The sequence below is a fragment of the Shewanella chilikensis genome (assembly GCF_002836945.1).
In the GTDB taxonomy this organism is placed as follows: domain Bacteria; phylum Pseudomonadota; class Gammaproteobacteria; order Enterobacterales; family Shewanellaceae; genus Shewanella; species Shewanella chilikensis.
Window position 1 is genome coordinate 1 of sequence record NZ_NIJM01000006.1, and the last position, 17,972, is coordinate 17,972.

A 17,972-nucleotide genomic window follows, 5' to 3' on the forward strand; every position below is an offset into this window, starting at 1 on the left:
TGAATATCCTTTTGGGTGTATATTACTCAAATGACACAGATTTATGAACACTACCGTTATTCCAGGCTCTGGCATAGTTTCAATCAAATGCTTTTAACGCCAGTTACAGTGCAATTGCTACGGATAAGTACTCTGATAGCAACTTTTCATGAAACCATGCCCGCCACCAGGGAATGGGGTAGTGTTAAATTCCCTGTTAGCGCACAAGGCAATTGAAAATTGCTACGGATAAGTACTCTGATAGCAACTTTGCCACTTAAAATTTAGCCCTTAATAGGCTGTTTTTTTATGACTGATTGCCTTGTTTTGGTTTAACCCCGAACACTTCAATGGAGTGTTGTTTACCCTTTAACTTGACCGGTCCTAAATTGGTGAGCTGATACTCGCTGTCATCATTTTCCAGCCTAGCTACCAGCGCGCCGGAGAGCAGCATCCTTTGTCCTAAGGGGTTACACTGATCCTGTAGTCGCGCTAGGGTGTTGAGCACGTCGCTGAAGAAGCTGATCTCCTGTTTTTGCACCCCGACCACAGCTGCAACCACTTGGCCACAGTGAGCCGCCGCCTTGAATTTGGGGACAAAACCATAGTGTTCTTCAAAATAGCGTCGCTGCCAATTGAGCTGCTGGCTGAATTCAAAGTAGATATTCATACATCTGTCGTTAATGATGCCGTCTTCCAGCGGCCAATGGATGAGCACGGCATCACCCATGTAACGATAGATCTCGGCATCATTGTTGGTGACTGTATCGGAAAGCAAGCTGAAACTGTCCTGTATCAGCCGGGCAAAGCGGTAATCCCCCAGAGATTCGGCATGGGTAGTGGAAGCTACCATATCGAGATAGAGAAATAGCCGCTGTTCATATCTGGGCTTGTGATACTTACCCAGACCTATGTTTAACAGGATCCTGGGGCCTACCAGTAGTCCCATCTGTTCAATAAAGGCGAGCCCGACCCTGACTACCACCAGATAAATAATTAACGCCTGGAATGAGGGACTATAGAGGATATGCACTGTCAGCATCTGCCTCAAGGTTGCCATATGGTTCTCTATGGCCCACATATTCAGGTACTGGGTCATATAAGCCAAAGTGGTGGCACCCAAGAGCAGAAACAGCCCTTTAAAGATGACGGAGAAGACATAGGGCAGGCGATTGATGGCACTGAAGTCGGCTATCAGGTTTGACATCCAGTGCAAGCTACCGAAAATAATTCCCATGTAGGCGGCCAGCGTCGCGAGATCCGCCGAGCCGACAGCCCACTGAGGTAGCTCAGTGGTTTGGGCATAGCGAAAAAATACAAAAGCTGCCATAGCTACTGTCCATGCCATTATGGCAAACAGAAGCTTTTTGGCCTGGCGACGCGCTCTCACGGGGTAACTTCTATCCTAAATTAACGGGCCTTCTCAGGATGCGCTAGTTTATAGAATATACCCCTCTGATTTCCAGTGGTAATTGTGATCTTAATCAAGGCAAGTGCCGATTAGAGGCGATATCAGCCAAAAAAGCGCTCAAGTAACCCTTTTGTGAACTGAGTTTTGAGATAAAAGCCCCTGGGGTTGGTCATCTGGATACTGCCATCCTCGGCAATACTCTCGGTTAACACCTTACTGTTGGCCGCCTTTGGCCTTAACTGTAATACTTCACCGTGCCTGGCCGTGATCTTGCTGACCTTGCCCAGGCTGATAAGCTCCATGATCTCTTCCCAATCCTGGCGCAATAGCCTGTCTTCCTCGACGCTTGGTTCCCATAAAAGCGGCGAGCCGATACGTCGGACACCCGGGGGAAGATCCCTGTCCCCCTGAACCGGGATCCACAGTACCCGCTGCAATTTGTGATACACCAGACTCTGCTCCCAGCGCAGTCCTGAAATATTGGTTAGCGGCGCGACACAGACATAGGTGGTTTCCAGCGGCATACCGCGTTCATCTATTGGAATGCTCTTCAGTTCTACCCCAAGGTGCAGAAAGTCCTGTTCGGGCTTAGAGCCTGCGGTTGCTCCCAATGCCAGCTCCAGTAGTTGTCCGGTCCAGCCTTTATCACGGCGAAAGTCTTTGGGCACGGCTACCCCTAAAGATTCGGCGAGCTGTCCCAGAGTCAGCCCGGCGATATCGTCGGCGCGCTTTAGCAGTTGTGCCAAGGAGCTTGGCGGCAAGATATTGGTTTTCATGGCGTTGATTTTACCTGAGCGGGATTGGATAACAAGTTTGTGCAAAAAATGGTCATTGCGATGTCGGGTGAAGTCATCCCCAAAATTAATTTTTCTATCATTATGTTTTTATTGACTAAAGTTTTCATCTTCAACTATAGGGGAATGGATTTCCTGAGTTACTCGCCGATTTCCCCTGTGTTGCCAACAAACTTATCCACAGCATTTTGGGATAACTGAACAATTATGGCCGCAATAAAACAAATAATGGTCGGTGTCAACCGGGTTTTGACGCTGTTTTTCAGCTTGAAAGTCGAGTTTTTGTCCGTAGGGTGTGAATAAAGTTTTGTGACATTGCCGAGAAATTGCTTCTGATCGAGTGCGGGTTAAAAAGTGTACTATTGGTGGTTTAGTTGTGGTTGTATTCGTTTTTGTGCTTTGTATGATTATGTATTTGAAGTATTTTTGTTGGGTTTGTGTCTTTGTTAATTAGGAGGGAAAGGTTGTAAAAAGCAGCGTTTCCAGAAGTTCAGCCGAGTTTCAAACAGAGATATCCACAGTTTTTGTGGATATCCACTCAAGCAGAGATGGTTAATTGTTGATAAAGTGGAAAAGCTTATTTGATTATCCAAAGAAAAAGCCGTAAATAGAGAATTGCTGCCGACGTGGGATTGTGAAACAATCGAATCATTGAAATTTATCGCTTTTTCGGAGTCCATGTGATTGACAGCGACGGTTTTCGCGCAAATGTGGGCATCATTATCTGTAACAGATTTGGCCAAGTAATGTGGGCCAGGCGTTTTGGTCAGCACTCCTGGCAGTTTCCCCAAGGGGGATTGGATGACGGTGAATCCGCCGAAGATGCCATGTATCGAGAGCTGTATGAAGAAGTCGGGCTTAGGCCGGAACATGTGCAGATATTAACATCCACCCGCTCCTGGTTGCGATACAGATTGCCAAAGCGTTTGGTGCGCCAAGACAGCAAGCCTGTCTGTATCGGCCAAAAGCAGAAATGGTTTTTGCTGCAGCTCAAGAGTCAGGATAGTGCCGTTAACTTGAATTCGTCCGGCCATCCTGAATTCGATGACTGGCGCTGGGTCAGTTATTGGTACCCTGTGCGTCAGGTCGTATCTTTTAAACGTGACGTCTACCGGAAAGTGATGAAAGAGTTCGCCACCACGGCTCTGGCATTGCAGACCCGGGAGCCTTCACGCCGAAGGGGACGACAAAGAGCAGCAGGCTGAGGTTTGATATCGAAAGGGGGAACAGGTGTTAAACACGCTCAGGGATATTACTCAGGCAGTTGCGGCCGCAAGGGATCTTGAGGCTGCCCTTGAGCTATTGGTCGGCCAGATAAAGGCCGCCATGAGCACTCAGTGTTGTTCTATCTATATTCTGGATAGAAATGAGTTGGTCCTCTCGGCCACTGATGGTCTTAAGCCCAGTGCCGTTGGCCAGGTTCGCATGCCGTTGACCGAAGGTCTGGTGGGCTTGGTTGCTGAGCGTGAAGAAGCCATCAACCTTGCCGATGCCAGAGCACATCCCAGATTCAAACTCTTTCCCGAAGTGGCTGAAGAGGAATATCGAGCTTTTCTCGCCGCGCCTATTATCTATCAGAAACAGTTGCTTGGCGTCATAGTGGTGCAGCAGCCCAGTGCCCGTCAGTTCAGCGAAGGGGAAGAAGCTTTTCTTATGACGCTGGCGGCGCAGTTGGCTATGGCTATTCGCGGCCTCAAACAAAAGGCCAGCGTCAAGGAAGATCAGCTGCAAATCCTGTTTCAGGGTACACCGGCTTCCAATGGTATCGCCATTGCCCATGCTTTGGTGCTGGGTGGTCAGATATCCCTGGAGCAGCCGGATCAAACCGCAACAGATATCCCCAATGAGCTTGAACGCCTCAAGGCAGCAATCGAGCGTTGCCGTAACACTCTGAGCACCCTGGCACAGCGTTTTGACCGCGAGCAGGATGAAGAGGTGGTGTCTATCTTCTCGGCGCTGCAGCTCTTGCTGGAAGAGGCCAGCCTTGGGGGCGAATATCGCGACGAAGTGCTTGCGGGTTGGTGCGCCGAGTCGGCGGTCAGCCGCGTGTCTTTGCGTTACATCACCCAGTTTATGGCGATGGAAGACCCCTATCTCAAGGAGCGGGCCAGCGATATCCGTGACTTGGGGCAGAAGGTGCTGCGCCAGTTGATTGAGCCGGAGCGGTTGGAGCTCAATGCCGATAAGCCGGTTATTCTGGTGACCCGTGAAGCGGACACCACCTTGCTGGCCGAGTTTCCGCGGCAAAAGTTGGCCGGGATAGTGACAGAACTTGGCGGGGTCAACTCCCATGCTGCTATTCTGGCCCGGGCCCTGGGTGTGCCTGCCATCACAGGGGTCGACCAGGTTTTGGCTGCCGACATAGACAAGAAGCTTTTGGTGCTCAATGCCACCCGTGGTCAACTGATGGTGTCGCCGTCTCCGGCCGTGGTCGGTGAGTACCGCAGTTTGTTATCCGCCGAGAGAGCGTTGCAGCGGAAATACGCCAAAGAGCTGAACCTGCCGGCCGAGACGGTCGATGGCAAACGTATTCATCTATACATGAATGCCGGCTTACTCAGTGGTTTGGCCTCGGAAATTGCCGAAGGCGCCGATGGTATTGGGCTATATCGCACCGAAATCCCTTTCATGTTGCAACAGCGTTTTCCCAGCGAGTCTGAGCAGGTCAAGGTGTATCGCCAGGTGTTGGAGGCGGCATCGGGGCGCCCCGTGGTGATGCGCACCCTCGATGTGGGCGGAGACAAACCCTTGCCTTATTTCCCCATCAAGGAGGAAAACCCATTTTTGGGCTGGCGTGGCATTCGTTTGTCGCTGGACCATCCCGAGCTGTTTCTGGTGCAAATTCGCGCCATGCTCCAGGCCAGCGGCAGCGGCGAGCAGCTGCATATTTTGCTGCCCATGGTCAGTAATCTAGATGAGATAGATCAATCGCTTGAATATATCGAACAGGCTTATTCCGAGCTTAAGTCGGATGTGAACCCTGAGCTGAAAAGACCCAAGGTGGGCATTATGCTGGAGGTGCCGGCGCTGCTGTTTCAACTGGATGAAGTCGCCAAGCGGGTCGATTTTGTTTCGGTCGGCAGTAACGACCTGACTCAATATCTGTTGGCGGTGGATCGCAACAACCCCAGGGTCAGCGCCCTGTTTGACAGTTATCATCCGGGGATATTGCGTTCGCTGAAACAGGCGCGGGAGACCTGCCGTCTATATGGCCTCGGTGCCAGTGTCTGTGGCGAGTTAGCCGGTGAACCCGGTGGTGCCTTGCTGCTGGTTGCTATGGGCTACAACCGCTTGAGTATGAACCAGGGGAGCTTGGCCAGAATAAATTATCTGCTGCGGCGAGTGCGCAGCGATGAACTCGAGCAGTTATTGGCCGAGGCGCTGACACTCAAAAGCGGCAGTGAAGTGCGGCAACTGGTGCACGATTATTTGGGGCAAAGAGAACTGGCAGCCATTCTCAACTGAACCGGCGGTGCCGGGTATGGAATAACAACAAGAATTAAGGAACCTCTGTGGACACATTTCTCTGGGTATTCGGTGTTTGTCTGGCGTTGGGGGCCTTTGTCGGCTTTATGGCCGGTTTGTTGGGAATAGGCGGTGGTCTTATTGTGGTGCCGGCGCTGCTGTATATTTTACCCAAGGTGGGGGTTCCTGCCGCGCAGTTGCCCCATGTCGCCATTGCTACTTCGTTGGCGGCCATTATTTTGACCTCTTTTTCATCCGCCCGCGCCCACCACAGCCGCGGCAATATTCCTTGGCCGCTGTTTAAATCCATGTTGCCGGGGCTGGCACTGGGGGCCTTGTGTTCGGGTTTTATTGCCGAGTTGATCCCGGCCGATGATCTGCGCCGTGCCTTTGCGGTGTTTGTTATTCTAATGGCCGCCCAGATGGCATTTCCTTTCCGTCCATCAGCGAAAGAGGGCTTGCCGCCATTTCCCGTGTTGCTTATCGTCTCGGCGATGATTGCCATTATTGCCGCCTTGATGGGGATAGGCGGTGGGGTGCTCTTGGTGCCTTTCCTCACTTGGTGTGGGTTGCAGATGCGTCAGGCGGTGGGTTTTTCATCGGCTACTGGCCTTATTATCGCCCTTTGGGGCAGTTTAGGGTATGTTATCGCAGGCTGGAACGCCCCTGATATGCCAAGCGGCACTTTGGGATATGTCTATCTGCCGGCTTTGCTGGGTATTATTGCTTCCTCAATGTTGGTTGCGCCTGTGGGGGTCAAAGCGGCCAGCACCTGGCCGACGCCTGTACTGAAGAAAATATTTGCACTTTTATTGGTTGTTGTGGGTCTTAAACTTATTCTGGCCTGATCTGCGCCTTAGTTAATTTAGGAATCGTCTTTCTGTTATGGCTTTAGAATTTCCCAATATTGATCCTGTGATCGTCTCTTTTGGCCCCTTTGAGCTGTTCGGCCAGACTTTTGAACCGGCTTTGCGTTGGTATGGTTTCATGTACCTGCTGGGCTTTTTGGCCGCTATGATACTGCTCAACCGTATGGCTGACAGATCCAAGGGGGTATGGAGCCGCGAGCAGGTCTCTGATCTGCTGTTCTATGCCTTTCTCGGGGTGATCCTGGGAGGACGCATAGGTTATGTGCTCTTCTACCATTTGGATTACTTTATTGCCGACCCCTTGTACCTATTCAAGATAAGCGAAGGCGGCATGTCTTTCCATGGTGGTTTGATGGGGGTTATTCTGGCCATGCTCTACATCGCCTGGAAACAGAAGCGCAGCTTCTTCGCGGTGGCGGATATGGTGGCTCCGGTGGTGCCTATCGGTTTGGGCGCCGGGCGTCTGGGTAACTTTATCAATGGTGAGCTTTGGGGCCGGGTGACAGATGTGCCTTGGGCCATGGTGTTTCCTTCCGGCGGCCCTGAGCCTCGTCATCCTTCGCAGCTGTATCAATTTGCCCTCGAAGGCGTTGCACTGTTTATTTTACTGCAATGGTTCAGCAGACGCAGTCCCAAGACCGGAGCCGTGTCCGGGATGTTTTTGCTCGGCTATGGTATCTTCCGCTGCATAGTGGAAACGGTCAGGCAGCCGGATGCTCAACTCGGGCTTTATTTGGGCTTTTTGACCATGGGGCAGATACTGTCAGTGCCCATGATCCTCTTTGGACTCTATCTGTTAATGCGTAAAGCGCCGCAGGCCGGCGTGGTGAAGGACAAGCAGTAATGCAGCAATATCTTGATTTAATGCAACATATTTTAGATGCCGGTACTGAAAAAACTGACCGTACCGGCACGGGAACCCGCTCTGTATTTGGTTATCAGATGCGTTTTGACCTCAGTAAGGGGTTCCCCTTGGTGACCACCAAGAAGTGCCATTTGCGCTCCATCATTCATGAGTTGCTCTGGTTCCTGAAAGGGGACACCAATGTTGCTTACCTGCATGAAAATAAAGTGACGATTTGGGATGAGTGGGCCGATGAATCCGGTAATCTGGGACCGGTTTACGGCGCTCAGTGGCGTAGCTGGCCAACGCCCGATGGCGGTCATATCGATCAGATCACTCAGGTGATAGAACAGATCAAATCACAACCTGACTCCAGACGTTTAATTGTCTCGGCCTGGAACGTCTCCGAACTCGACAAGATGGCGCTGGCGCCTTGCCATGCCTTTTTCCAGTTTTATGTGGCTGATGGCAAGTTGTCCTGTCAACTGTATCAGCGCAGCTGTGATGTGTTCCTGGGGCTGCCGTTCAATATTGCCAGCTATGCGCTGTTGACCATGATGGTAGCGCAGCAGTGTGACCTCGAGTTGGGCGATTTCGTCTGGACTGGCGGTGATACCCACCTTTACTCCAATCATATGGAGCAAACGGCGCTGCAACTCAGCCGTGAACCCAAGTCTCTGCCACAAATGACAATTATTCGCAAGCCTGAGTCTATTTTCGATTACCGATTCGAAGATTTCGAGTTGTCAGGTTACGATCCTCACCCTCATATCAAAGCACCAGTTGCCATTTAAAAACAGTTTTTTAGCGGAATACCTCGTATATTTCGAGGTGTTTCGCAGAAACTTTCGATTATTCTTACCTAAATCCATCTACTACACTCAAATCAATTATGTTTTTGGGAGTTTAGTATGGAAAAGGCACTTCGGAATTTCCTGAGTCAGGAATCTGCCGGCGGTATCCTGTTATTGATTGCTGTAGCCTTGGCTATGGTCTTGGCTAATTCACCTCTTGCCGGCGTTTATCAAGGTTTTTTGGATACCCCGATGCAGTTGCGGCTCGGGGCCCTGGATATCAACAAGCCCTTGCTGCTGTGGATCAACGATGGTCTGATGGCGCTGTTCTTTCTGTTGATTGGTCTGGAAGTTAAGCGTGAATTGCTTGAGGGAGCGCTGTCCAGCGTTTCCAAGGCATCTCTACCCACCTTTGCTGCTATAGGCGGCATGCTTGTTCCGGCCGCAGTCTATCTGCTGTTCAATGCCAATGACCCAGTGACTCAGGGGGGGTGGGCGATTCCTGCCGCGACCGATATCGCCTTTGCGCTGGGGATAATGGCACTTTTAGGCAACCGGGTTCCTGTGGCGCTCAAGGTGTTTTTATTGGCGCTGGCAATCATAGATGACCTGGGTGTAATCGTTATTATTGCGCTGTTCTATAGCAGTGATCTGTCGATGATAAGCCTGGTGATTGCTGCTGCTGCGGTTATAGGTTTGATTATTTTGAACCGTCGCGGCGTGACTGCGCTTGGCGCTTATGGCGTGCTTGGGGCCATTCTTTGGGTTGCCGTACTCAAGTCCGGGGTTCATGCCACTTTGGCCGGGGTGATCATCGCCTTCTGTATTCCGCTGCGCGACAAGCAAGGTGGTTCACCGTCCGAGCATTTGGAGCATACGCTGCACCCCTGGAGTACCTTCCTGATCCTGCCGGTCTTTGCTTTTGCCAACGCCGGGGTAGCTTTGGGCGGGATGTCGCTCGAGAGCCTGGTATCGCCTGTACCTCTGGGTATTGCTTTGGGTTTGTTGCTCGGTAAGCCGATTGGTGTGGTGCTGTTCAGTTTTATTGCGGTTAAGTTGCGTCTGGCAGAGTTGCCCGAGGGCATTGCCTGGCGCCATATCATACCTGTGGCTGTGATGTGCGGTATAGGTTTTACCATGTCGATGTTTATTGCCTCGCTGGCGTTTGAGCATGGTGGCGTTGTCTATAGCGATTTGGCCAGGTTGGGGATCCTGATCGGATCTATGTTGGCGGCAGTCGTGGGCTATTTCTGGCTGTCAAAAGTGTTACCTGAAAAAGGAGAAAAGGAATGAAAACAAGCATAATGGCAGGACTCATTCTCGTGGGCATGGCCCCTTTGGTTCAGGCGTCACAGATAGAAGCCTGTGTTGCAGACAAGGAAGCTGTCCTGTGTCAGAGTTACCTTGAGGGCGTTGTTGATGGTGCGCTTATGTATAAGCCACAGGCGGTAGGTGCCCGCCTGGACAGCAACGGCTATGAAGCCCGCGCGCTTAAATATCGGGGAGGTAAGCGTTTTCAGGAAGCAAATCGCAAGTATTGCCTGGAGAGGATCCCGGATAGGGATCAACTGGTTATGGGGATCAGCGAAGCCTTTGAAAGCGGTGAGGTCAAGGATATAGAGACACTGCAGCTTGCCGTAAATAATTTGCTGGACTGTCAGCGTTTGAAGTAAGGAGTCGGGGCAGCCTATGTCTCATTTGAACTACAACCACCTGTATTACTTTTGGATGGTGCATAAGCAAGGCTCAGTGACCAAGGCTGCCGAGACACTCTGTTTAACCCCACAAACCATTACCGGCCAGATACGCACTCTGGAAGAAAGGCTCAAGGGGAGTCTGTTCAAGCGGGTAGGGCGCAATCTGGCCCCTACTGAATTGGGCGAGTTGGTGTTTCGCTACGCCGATAAAATGTTCAGCCTCTCTTATGAGATGCTCGATGTGCTCAACTATCGCAAGGATGAATCCATCCTGTTTGAGGTGGGTATTGCCGATGCTCTCTCCAAGGCGTTGGCCAGTCGGGTGCTGATGTCGGTTATCCCGGCAACTAGCTCCATGCACTTGGCCTGTTATGAATCGACTCACGAGAGTCTGATGACCCGGCTCAGGGAGCATAAACTGGATATGATACTGTCGGACTGCGCCGGTGAGTCTCTCAAATATCCGGAAATTCTTTCCAAGAAGCTGGGGGAGTGCGGTATCGCCTTCTTCTCGGCGCAGGAGTTTAAAAGTGGTTTTCCTGAATGTTTGGAAGAGGGGCCCTTGCTGATCCCCAGTCGACGCACTTCCTTGGGGCAGCAGCTCTATCGCTGGTTTGATGAGAAACGCCTTAATGTCACGATTCTCGGCGAGTTTGACGATGCGGCTATGATGAAGGCTTTTGGCTATTTCCGTAAGGGGATATTTGTTGCTCCCTCCATCTACCAGCAGGATATTCTCGAACATAATATACGTTTGCTCGGTGAAACCATGGAGATCAAAGAGGAATATCATGTGATGTTCGCAGAGCGGATGATCCAGCATCCGGCGGTGCAGCGCTTGCTGGAAACGGATTTTGGTGAGTTATTTGCCGGTCGAGATCTTCAGGTGCAGCAGTTCTGATACGGGTGGATGATTAAGGTGGGTATTCGACAGCGCAGACGCCAGAATGTAAACTTGCGGCAAAATTCTTGATTGGAGCATTATAGGTGTCTGACTTGATGAGTACCCCCAGGGTAAAGTGGGCATGTCGCCGTGGCATGCTGGAGCTTGATGTATTGTTTCAACCTTTTGTGGAGCAGCATTATGAGACTCTGAGCCCTGAGGACAAGGCCTTGTTTGTTCGTCTGCTTGAGTGTGAAGACCCGGAACTGTTTGCCTGGTTTATGGGGCATGAGCAATGTCCGGATCCGCAACTGGCACAGATGGTAGTGCGCGTTCGTGGCCGGGCAGCGCCATAGGTTTCAACTCAGTTCTTCCTTCAGCCAGTATCTGAGTCTAACTGTGCTGGCTGCTGTTTGCCTGAGCAGCTTTCTTGCCTGGCCGGCGCTGGATTATCCTTTCTATTTATCGTTCAAATACTTATGTTTGCTGCTGGTACTGGTAGCTTTTGGCCTGGCTCTGTGGCGTTTGCGCCGTTGGCAACTCTGTTTCTGGCTTAATGAATTGGGTGAAGGACAGTTCGAACCCGGTTCGAGTTTCGAACTTAGTGGCAAACCTTGGGTCAGCCCCTTTGTGGTGACTTTTACCTATCAGGGGGAGGATAACTACGGGCGTTGCTGGCTGTTTGCCGATATGTTTGACGACACAGACTATCGTCATCTGTGTCGTCTATTGTTGCAGCGGTCAAAGTCCGCTAACTGACCTTATTCCAGCTAAGTTATTCAGGCTGCAAAATGGTCGGCTGCGGATTCTCCAGTTTCTGCGGATGATCGATATTACAGTGCAAGCCGCGGCTTTCCTTGCGGGACATAGCGCAGCGGATGATCAACTCGGCCACCTGCACCAGGTTGCGCAATTCCAGTAGATTGTTTGTGACGTGGAAGTTGCTGTAATATTCCTGGATCTCCTGTTGCAGCATGGCGCAGCGGCGTAGGGCCCGCTCCAAACGCTTGTCTGAGCGCACAATCCCCACATAGTCCCACATAAAAAGTCTCAGCTCATGCCAGTTGTGGGCAATTACTACTTCCTCATCCGAGTTACATACTTGGCTTTCATCCCAGGCCGGGATATTACCGGGCATGGCAATTTTACCCAATTGGCTTTGAATATCGGTCGAAGCAGCGCGGGCGAATACCAGGCACTCCAGCAAGGAGTTGCTCGCCAGGCGATTGGCACCGTGCAGTCCGGTATAAGCCACTTCACCTATGGCATAGAGACCATTGAGATCTGTCTGGCCATGAAAATCTGTCATTACCCCGCCGCAGGTATAGTGTGCTGCAGGCACCACAGGGATAGGTTCCTTGGTGATATCTATCCCTAAGTCCAGGCAGCGCTGGTAAATGGTGGGGAAATGCTTGATGACAAATTCCGGATCCTTGTGGCTGATGTCCAGATAGACACAATCGGCGCCGAGGCGTTTCATTTCATAGTCTATGGCTCTGGCTACTATGTCTCTGGGCGCCAGTTCGGCGCGTTCATCGAAGTCAGGCATAAAGCGACTGCCATCGGGACGGCGCAGATAGGCGCCTTCACCGCGCAGGGCTTCGGTCAGCAGGAAATTACGGGCATCTGAATGGTATAGACAGGTCGGATGGAACTGATTGAATTCCATGTTGGCTACCCGGCAACCGGCACGCCAGGCCATGGCAATACCATCACCACTGGCGATATCCGGGTTAGAGGTGTACTGGTAAACCTTGGAACTGCCGCCGGTCGCCAGCGCGACAAACTTAGCCTTGATGGTTTCCACCTGCTCAAGGTTACGGTTCCAGACATAGGCGCCCAATACCCGGTTGCCCGGACGGCCCAGTTTACGGGTGGTGATCAAATCTATGGCGTTGTAACGCTCAAGCACCAGAATATTGGGGTGGGCCTGGGCCATCTCCTGCAGTGTGGTCTGTACCTCTTTGCCGGTGGCATCGGCGGCGTGCAGAATACGTCTGTGGCTGTGGCCGCCTTCACGGGTCAGATGGTAGGCACTGTCATTGATGCTGCCATCGGGGTTTTCTTCCTTATCAAAGGCCACACCGCATTCAATCAGCCATTGCATGGCGGCGCGGGCATTCTCGGCCGTATAGGTTACCACGGCTTCATCACAGAGTCCGGCGCCGGCGACCAAGGTGTCGGCCACGTGGGATTCTATGGTATCCTCCTCGTCGAAAACCGAGGCTATGCCCCCTTGGGCATAATAGGTCGAGCCTTCGTTGAGAGGACCTTTGGAGAGTAAAATGACTTTGGTTTTTTCAGCCAGGTGAAGGGCGAGAGTCAAGCCCGCTGCACCACTGCCTATGACCAGGACGTCAGATTGGTGTTCAACTACTTGTTTCATCGGGTATCATGAGATGTGACTGGGGGTTCGGTTATGGTAAACCAACTCGCAAGGGATGGATACAACTCAGCTCAGGTTATTCGCAGTACATTTTTTGCAAAACATCAGAACTTTTTCGAAGCACGCTAGTCTACATAAGTGAATATGATTCGAGCGACTGAGAAATCAGCATTATAAGATTTGGGAGAAGTCGGCTCGGATGAGTGGACAAACAAGTGATCAACAACTGGTTGAGCGCGTACAACGTGGCGATAAAAACGCTTTTAACCTGCTGGTACAAAAGTACCAGAGTAAGGTCATCAATCTGATATCCCGTTATGTACGGAATCAGGCCGATGTAGCAGACGTGGCGCAAGAAGCTTTTATCAAGGCTTATCGGGCGTTACCTAATTTTCGCGGTGAGAGTGCCTTTTATACCTGGTTGTACCGAATAGCAGTAAATACGGCCAAGAATCATCTGGTGTCACAAGGGCGCAGAACGCCTGCGAACGATGTCGATGCCGATGAAGCCGAGTTCTACGATGGCAGTGATGCCCTGAAAGAGTTCGCCTCTCCTGAGCGGTTGATGCTTTCAGACGAGATAAAGAAGACTGTCTTCGACACTCTCGAATCTTTGCCGGAAGAGTTAAAGATGGCTATCTCTTTGCGTGAGCTTGATGGTATGAGCTACGAAGATATTGCCAATGTGATGGATTGCCCTGTAGGTACTGTGAGATCCCGTATCTTTCGTGCTCGGGAAGCCATAGATAAGAAGCTCCAGCCTTTGCTGGAAAGATGACCCTTTAATAGAGACAGGTGAGTAATGGATAAATTAGGTCAGGAGTGGGTTTCTGCGGCAGTGGACGGCGAAACCGACGCTCAGACGCTGGCAGAACTGGCTGGTGACACTGCTTCTCACGACAAGTGGCGTAACTACCACCTAATTGGTGATGCCATGCGTGGCGAGTTGCCTTCCGCTATCCCCTTGGATCTTTCTGCCAGTATTGCTGCCGCTATCGACAAGGAACCGACGATAGTCGCGCCTGTTACCTCGACTCAGGTATCAGAGGTCGTTGAGCCCCAACGTCAGCTTGCTTCCGGCGGTAGAGTGATCCCCATGTTCAAACAGTTTGGCCAGTATGCGATTGCGGCCACTGTTGCCATGGTTGCCATTGTTGGTGTTCAGAACTACAACCAGGCACCTGAAAGCCAGGATCCTGCATCCCCAGTGCTTATTACCCGTCCATTGGTGGGCAGTGCTTCACCTGTTAGCCTGCAAACCGGACCGGTTCAGCAGCCACAGGGATATACCAATGAGCAGTTGATTGAGCAACGTCGCAGGATTAACAGCTATATTCAGGATCATATGTTGCAACAGAGATTGAATGCCGGTGTGGTTATGGATAACAATAGTGAGGTCGTTCCTGTTCCTATGAATCGTTAAGGAAATCTCTTGCGCCTTTTCCTCTTGGCCCTCCTGGCCTTCGCAGTGCCTGCCTTCGCGCAGGATGATATGTCCGCCAAAGCCTGGCTTGAAAAAATGAGCCAGGCTTTGCGCGAAAAAGAATACAAGATTTCTCTCATCCAACTTCAGGCCGATAATATTCGGCCTTTGGTATACCTGCACGGTAAAGTCAACGGTGAGGAAGTGGCCTTCCTCGAACACCTTAATGGGCCGCCAAAAAATGCCGTTCGTGTCGGTAATACAGTGACCTTTATCGAACACGATCAGCCCGCCTATAGTATTAATGCCAAGCGTATTCAAGGAGTGATGCCAGCGGCCTTCTTCGGTGACAGCGGCAATCTTGAGGCCGGATATCAATTGGTGTTGGGGGGGCGTAGCCGTATCGCCGGCCGTCCAGGACAGATGATCCGCATTTTGCCCAATGATGAATACCGCTATGGTTTTCAGGTGTGGATGGATATGGAAACCTTCCTGCCGCTGCGCTATGACATGCTGAATCAGGACAAGCAGTTGCTGGAGCAGTTGTTGGTCATCGAATTGATAGAACTGCAGGAAACGGCGCCTCTGCTGGTGGAGGCCTACAAGCAGGAATGGCCGGCGGTGATGAACTCCTCAGAGCGTGAAGATGGCCAGAATTGGCAGTTTGATTGGCTGCCGCCCGGTTTTCAAGTGGTGGTTCGTGATCATCATCGCCTGATTGGCAGTCATGAGCCGGTGGAATACATAGCCTTGACCGATGGCTTCAGCAATATCTCTGTCTACGTTGCCCGCGCCGGTGACGCGCCTATGCCGGAAGAGCTGATGACCCGCAATGGCCTTTCCATGGCGGCCGACCGAGTCGGTAATCTGGAAGTGGTTGCTGTTGGTAAGGTGCCGACACAAACGCTTATCCGTATCGCTTCGGGTCTAAGGCTGGAGTGAGGGCTGAATTATGATGGAGCAGGTGGCTAAGGTCGTTGGCACAGACAGCGATGGTTGGGTCAAGGTGCAGGTGGAGTTGAAGAGTGCCTGTAATCACTGCTCCAGTAGCGAATCCTGCGGCACTTCTGCGGTTGCCAAGGCGTTTGGCAGTCGGCTGCAGGAGTTTTCCCTGCCCAGTACTGAAACTTATCCAGAAGGCACTTTACTGCGTTTAGGCTTGCCGGAAAGCGTAGTGCTCAAGGCGGCATTGCTGGTTTATATGCTGCCTTTGGCCGGGCTTTTTTTAGGCGGGTTGCTGGGGCGCTTTATTGCTTCGCTTGCTGGGTTCAGTACAGATGGAGGGGCTATATTCATGGCGATCATCTTTGCTTTGCTGGCTTGGCAACTGGGTAAGTCTCAGGCGCGCAGGATTGAAAACCGGGCCCAACCCGTCATACTCGCCTATCTGGGCCAAGCCATGGAGGCCGCTTCAGAAAGCAAGTGCCATTAATCCCGTCATTCCCACACAGGCTTAAAGTGTGAATCTAATTGGTATTGGCCCAGCAATCGGGTACAATTTCGCACCTTTGAGCACAGTCTCCCATTAGAATTTAGTCATTGCAGCATAATGAAACATATTAGAAACTTTTCGATTATTGCCCATATCGACCATGGCAAATCTACCCTCTCAGATCGCCTGATCCAGGTTTGTGGCGGCTTAACCGACCGTGAAATGGCTGCTCAGGTGCTGGATTCAATGGATCTGGAGCGCGAACGCGGTATCACCATCAAGGCCCAGAGCGTGACACTCGACTATAAGGCCAAAGACGGTGAAGTCTATCAGTTGAACTTCATCGATACCCCAGGGCATGTTGACTTCTCCTATGAAGTTTCCCGCTCGCTGGCGGCTTGTGAAGGAGCTTTGCTGGTAGTTGATGCCGGTCAAGGGGTTGAGGCCCAGACACTGGCGAATTGTTATACCGCGCTGGAAATGGATCTGGACGTTGTTCCTGTACTCAACAAGATTGACCTGCCACAGGCTGAACCCGAGCGGGTGGCGGCCGAGATTGAAGATATAGTTGGCATTGAAGCCAAAGATGCAGTGCGCTGCTCTGCCAAGACAGGTATCGGCATAGACGAAGTGCTGGAAACCATAGTGGCACAAATCCCACCACCGGAAGGTGACCCGGAAGGGCCGCTGCAGGCACTGATTGTTGACTCTTGGTTCGACAGCTACCAAGGGGTTGTGTCCCTGGTTCGAATCAAGAACGGTGTACTCAAGAAGGGCGATAAGTTCAAGGTCATGAGCACAGGCCAGACTTACAACGCCGACAAGGTGGGGATCTTCACTCCCAAGCAGAAAGAAAAAACTGAACTGAGAACCGGTGAAGTAGGCTTTGTTATTGCCGGTATCAAGGAGATCCACGGGGCCCCCGTGGGGGATACCCTGACCCATGCCAAACACGGCGCGGAAAAACCGCTGCCGGGCTTCAAGAAAGTGAAGCCTCAGGTATACGCTGGTGTGTTCCCCATCTCTACCGACGACTATGAAAACTTCCGTGATGCGTTGAATAAACTGAGCTTGAACGATGCTTCACTGCAGTTTGAGCCGGAAAACTCCACTGCTCTGGGATTTGGTTTCCGTATTGGTTATCTGGGACTTCTGCATATGGAGATCATCCAGGAGCGATTGGAGCGGGAATATAACCTGGATCTGATCACCACGGCACCGACTGTAGAGTATGAAGTTGAACTGACCAATGGCGATGTTGTCTATGTGGATAACCCATCCGAGTTGCCGGCACTCAACTATATCGAAGAGATGCGCGAGCCTATCGTCGAAGCCAATATTCTGGTGCCCAAGGATTACCTGGGCAACGTGATCACTCTGTGTGTTGAAAAACGCGGTGTACAGAAGAATATGGTTTACCACGGCAACCAGGTGGCACTGACCTATCATATTCCGGCGGCTGAAGTTGTGATGGACTTCTTCGACAGGCTTAAGTCCACCAGTCGTGGCTATGCTTCGCTCGAGTATAACTTTGTCTACTTCCAGGCAGCCGACATGGTGCGTTTGGATGTGTTGATCAACGGCGACAGAGTCGATGCACTGGCGATGATCATCCACAGGGGCAACATACGCCACCGTGGTATCGCCCTGGTGGAGAAGATGAAAGAGCTGATCCCGCGGCAGATGTTTGATATTGCAATCCAAGCCGCAGTGGGCAGTCAGATTGTGGCCCGTTCGACCGTGAAAGCACTGCGTAAAGACGTAACCGCCAAATGTTACGGTGGTGACGTTTCCCGGAAGAAGAAACTGCTGCAGAAGCAGAAAGAAGGTAAGAAACGGATGAAGCAGCTCGGTAACGTGGAAGTTCCACAGGAAGCCTTCCTGGCGGTATTGAAACTGAACGAGTGATCCTGTGGCGCCGTGGCGTCCAGGATAGCTACATCTCATTTGCGCCGCATTTTGCGGCGCTTTAGTTAGTTTAAGGGGAGACCTGTC

Annotated in this window: 18 protein-coding genes; 15 read left to right on the plus strand and 3 right to left on the minus strand. The window is 51.6% G+C overall.

Features of this window, described 5'->3' with window-relative positions; genetic code table 11:
- Positions 1-286: 286 nt before the first annotated feature.
- Both CX651_RS03210 and mutH read right to left on the minus strand, forming a co-directional pair.
- Positions 287-1,369, minus strand: a complete 1,083-nt coding sequence (locus CX651_RS03210; RefSeq protein WP_039034192.1) for an adenylate/guanylate cyclase domain-containing protein — start codon at positions 1,367-1,369, stop codon at positions 287-289.
- A gap of 122 nt (positions 1,370-1,491) precedes the next feature.
- Positions 1,492-2,166, minus strand: coding sequence for a DNA mismatch repair endonuclease MutH (gene mutH / locus CX651_RS03215; protein WP_101053469.1), 675 nt, complete (start codon positions 2,164-2,166; stop codon positions 1,492-1,494).
- A gap of 698 nt (positions 2,167-2,864) precedes the next feature.
- On the opposite strand from mutH, the gene rppH reads away from it, so the two are divergent.
- The 10 genes from rppH (at position 2,865) to CX651_RS03265 (ending at position 11,495) form a co-directional block, all read left to right on the plus strand.
- Positions 2,865-3,389 carry an RNA pyrophosphohydrolase gene (rppH, locus tag CX651_RS03220; RefSeq protein WP_025010542.1) on the plus strand — a complete coding sequence of 175 codons (525 nt, stop codon included), beginning with the start codon at positions 2,865-2,867 and terminating at the stop codon, positions 3,387-3,389.
- Positions 3,390-3,414: 25 nt separating this feature from the next.
- A complete protein-coding gene (ptsP, locus tag CX651_RS03225; RefSeq protein WP_101053471.1) occupies positions 3,415-5,649 on the plus strand; it encodes a phosphoenolpyruvate--protein phosphotransferase in 2,235 nt (744 codons plus the stop codon).
- 47 nt (positions 5,650-5,696) lie between these two features.
- Positions 5,697-6,497, plus strand: a complete 801-nt coding sequence (locus CX651_RS03230) for a sulfite exporter TauE/SafE family protein (protein ID WP_101053473.1) — start codon at positions 5,697-5,699, stop codon at positions 6,495-6,497.
- 37 nt (positions 6,498-6,534) lie between these two features.
- The gene (gene lgt, locus CX651_RS03235) at positions 6,535-7,362 is read left to right on the plus strand and encodes a prolipoprotein diacylglyceryl transferase (RefSeq protein WP_101053475.1); all 828 of its coding nucleotides are present in this window, start codon (positions 6,535-6,537) and stop codon (positions 7,360-7,362) included.
- Positions 7,362-8,156 (plus strand): thymidylate synthase, encoded by a 795-nt coding sequence (gene thyA / locus CX651_RS03240; RefSeq protein WP_101053477.1) that lies wholly within the window; start codon positions 7,362-7,364, stop codon positions 8,154-8,156. The genes lgt and thyA overlap by 1 nt, the downstream gene beginning before the upstream one ends.
- A 117-nt stretch (positions 8,157-8,273) precedes the next feature.
- Positions 8,274-9,449: a Na+/H+ antiporter NhaA gene (nhaA, locus tag CX651_RS03245; protein ID WP_101053479.1), complete on the plus strand. Its 1,176-nt coding sequence runs from the start codon at positions 8,274-8,276 to the stop codon at positions 9,447-9,449.
- 11 nt (positions 9,450-9,460) lie between these two features.
- Positions 9,461-9,829, plus strand: a complete 369-nt coding sequence (locus CX651_RS03250; protein ID WP_101053628.1) for a hypothetical protein — start codon at positions 9,461-9,463, stop codon at positions 9,827-9,829.
- A 16-nt stretch (positions 9,830-9,845) separates the two neighbouring features.
- Complete coding sequence (gene nhaR / locus CX651_RS03255) at positions 9,846-10,754, plus strand: transcriptional activator NhaR (RefSeq protein WP_101053481.1); 909 nt, start codon at positions 9,846-9,848, stop codon at positions 10,752-10,754.
- Positions 10,755-10,852: 98 nt separating this feature from the next.
- Positions 10,853-11,092, plus strand: coding sequence for an FAD assembly factor SdhE (locus CX651_RS03260; protein WP_028779782.1), 240 nt, complete (start codon positions 10,853-10,855; stop codon positions 11,090-11,092).
- A complete protein-coding gene (locus CX651_RS03265) occupies positions 11,073-11,495 on the plus strand; it encodes a protein YgfX (protein ID WP_101053483.1) in 423 nt (140 codons plus the stop codon). The genes CX651_RS03260 and CX651_RS03265 overlap by 20 nt, the downstream gene beginning before the upstream one ends.
- A 16-nt stretch (positions 11,496-11,511) precedes the next feature.
- Here CX651_RS03265 and nadB read toward each other — a convergent pair whose 3' ends face one another.
- Positions 11,512-13,122 carry an L-aspartate oxidase gene (gene nadB / locus CX651_RS03270; protein ID WP_101053485.1) on the minus strand — a complete coding sequence of 537 codons (1,611 nt, stop codon included), beginning with the start codon at positions 13,120-13,122 and terminating at the stop codon, positions 11,512-11,514.
- 199 nt (positions 13,123-13,321) lie between these two features.
- Here nadB and rpoE point away from each other — a divergent pair, with 199 nt between their 5' ends.
- From rpoE to lepA, 5 genes are all read left to right on the plus strand, one after another.
- Positions 13,322-13,900 carry an RNA polymerase sigma factor RpoE gene (rpoE, locus tag CX651_RS03275; protein ID WP_025010551.1) on the plus strand — a complete coding sequence of 193 codons (579 nt, stop codon included), beginning with the start codon at positions 13,322-13,324 and terminating at the stop codon, positions 13,898-13,900.
- Between the two features lie 24 nt (positions 13,901-13,924).
- Positions 13,925-14,545 carry a sigma-E factor negative regulatory protein gene (locus CX651_RS03280; RefSeq protein ID WP_101053487.1) on the plus strand — a complete coding sequence of 207 codons (621 nt, stop codon included), beginning with the start codon at positions 13,925-13,927 and terminating at the stop codon, positions 14,543-14,545.
- A 9-nt stretch (positions 14,546-14,554) separates the two neighbouring features.
- Positions 14,555-15,487, plus strand: a complete 933-nt coding sequence (locus CX651_RS03285) for a MucB/RseB C-terminal domain-containing protein (protein ID WP_101053489.1) — start codon at positions 14,555-14,557, stop codon at positions 15,485-15,487.
- A 10-nt stretch (positions 15,488-15,497) separates the two neighbouring features.
- Positions 15,498-15,977 carry a SoxR reducing system RseC family protein gene (locus CX651_RS03290; RefSeq protein ID WP_101053491.1) on the plus strand — a complete coding sequence of 160 codons (480 nt, stop codon included), beginning with the start codon at positions 15,498-15,500 and terminating at the stop codon, positions 15,975-15,977.
- Positions 15,978-16,094: 117 nt separating this feature from the next.
- The gene (gene lepA, locus CX651_RS03295; RefSeq protein WP_101053493.1) at positions 16,095-17,885 is read left to right on the plus strand and encodes a translation elongation factor 4; all 1,791 of its coding nucleotides are present in this window, start codon (positions 16,095-16,097) and stop codon (positions 17,883-17,885) included.
- Positions 17,886-17,972 lie beyond the last annotated feature (87 nt).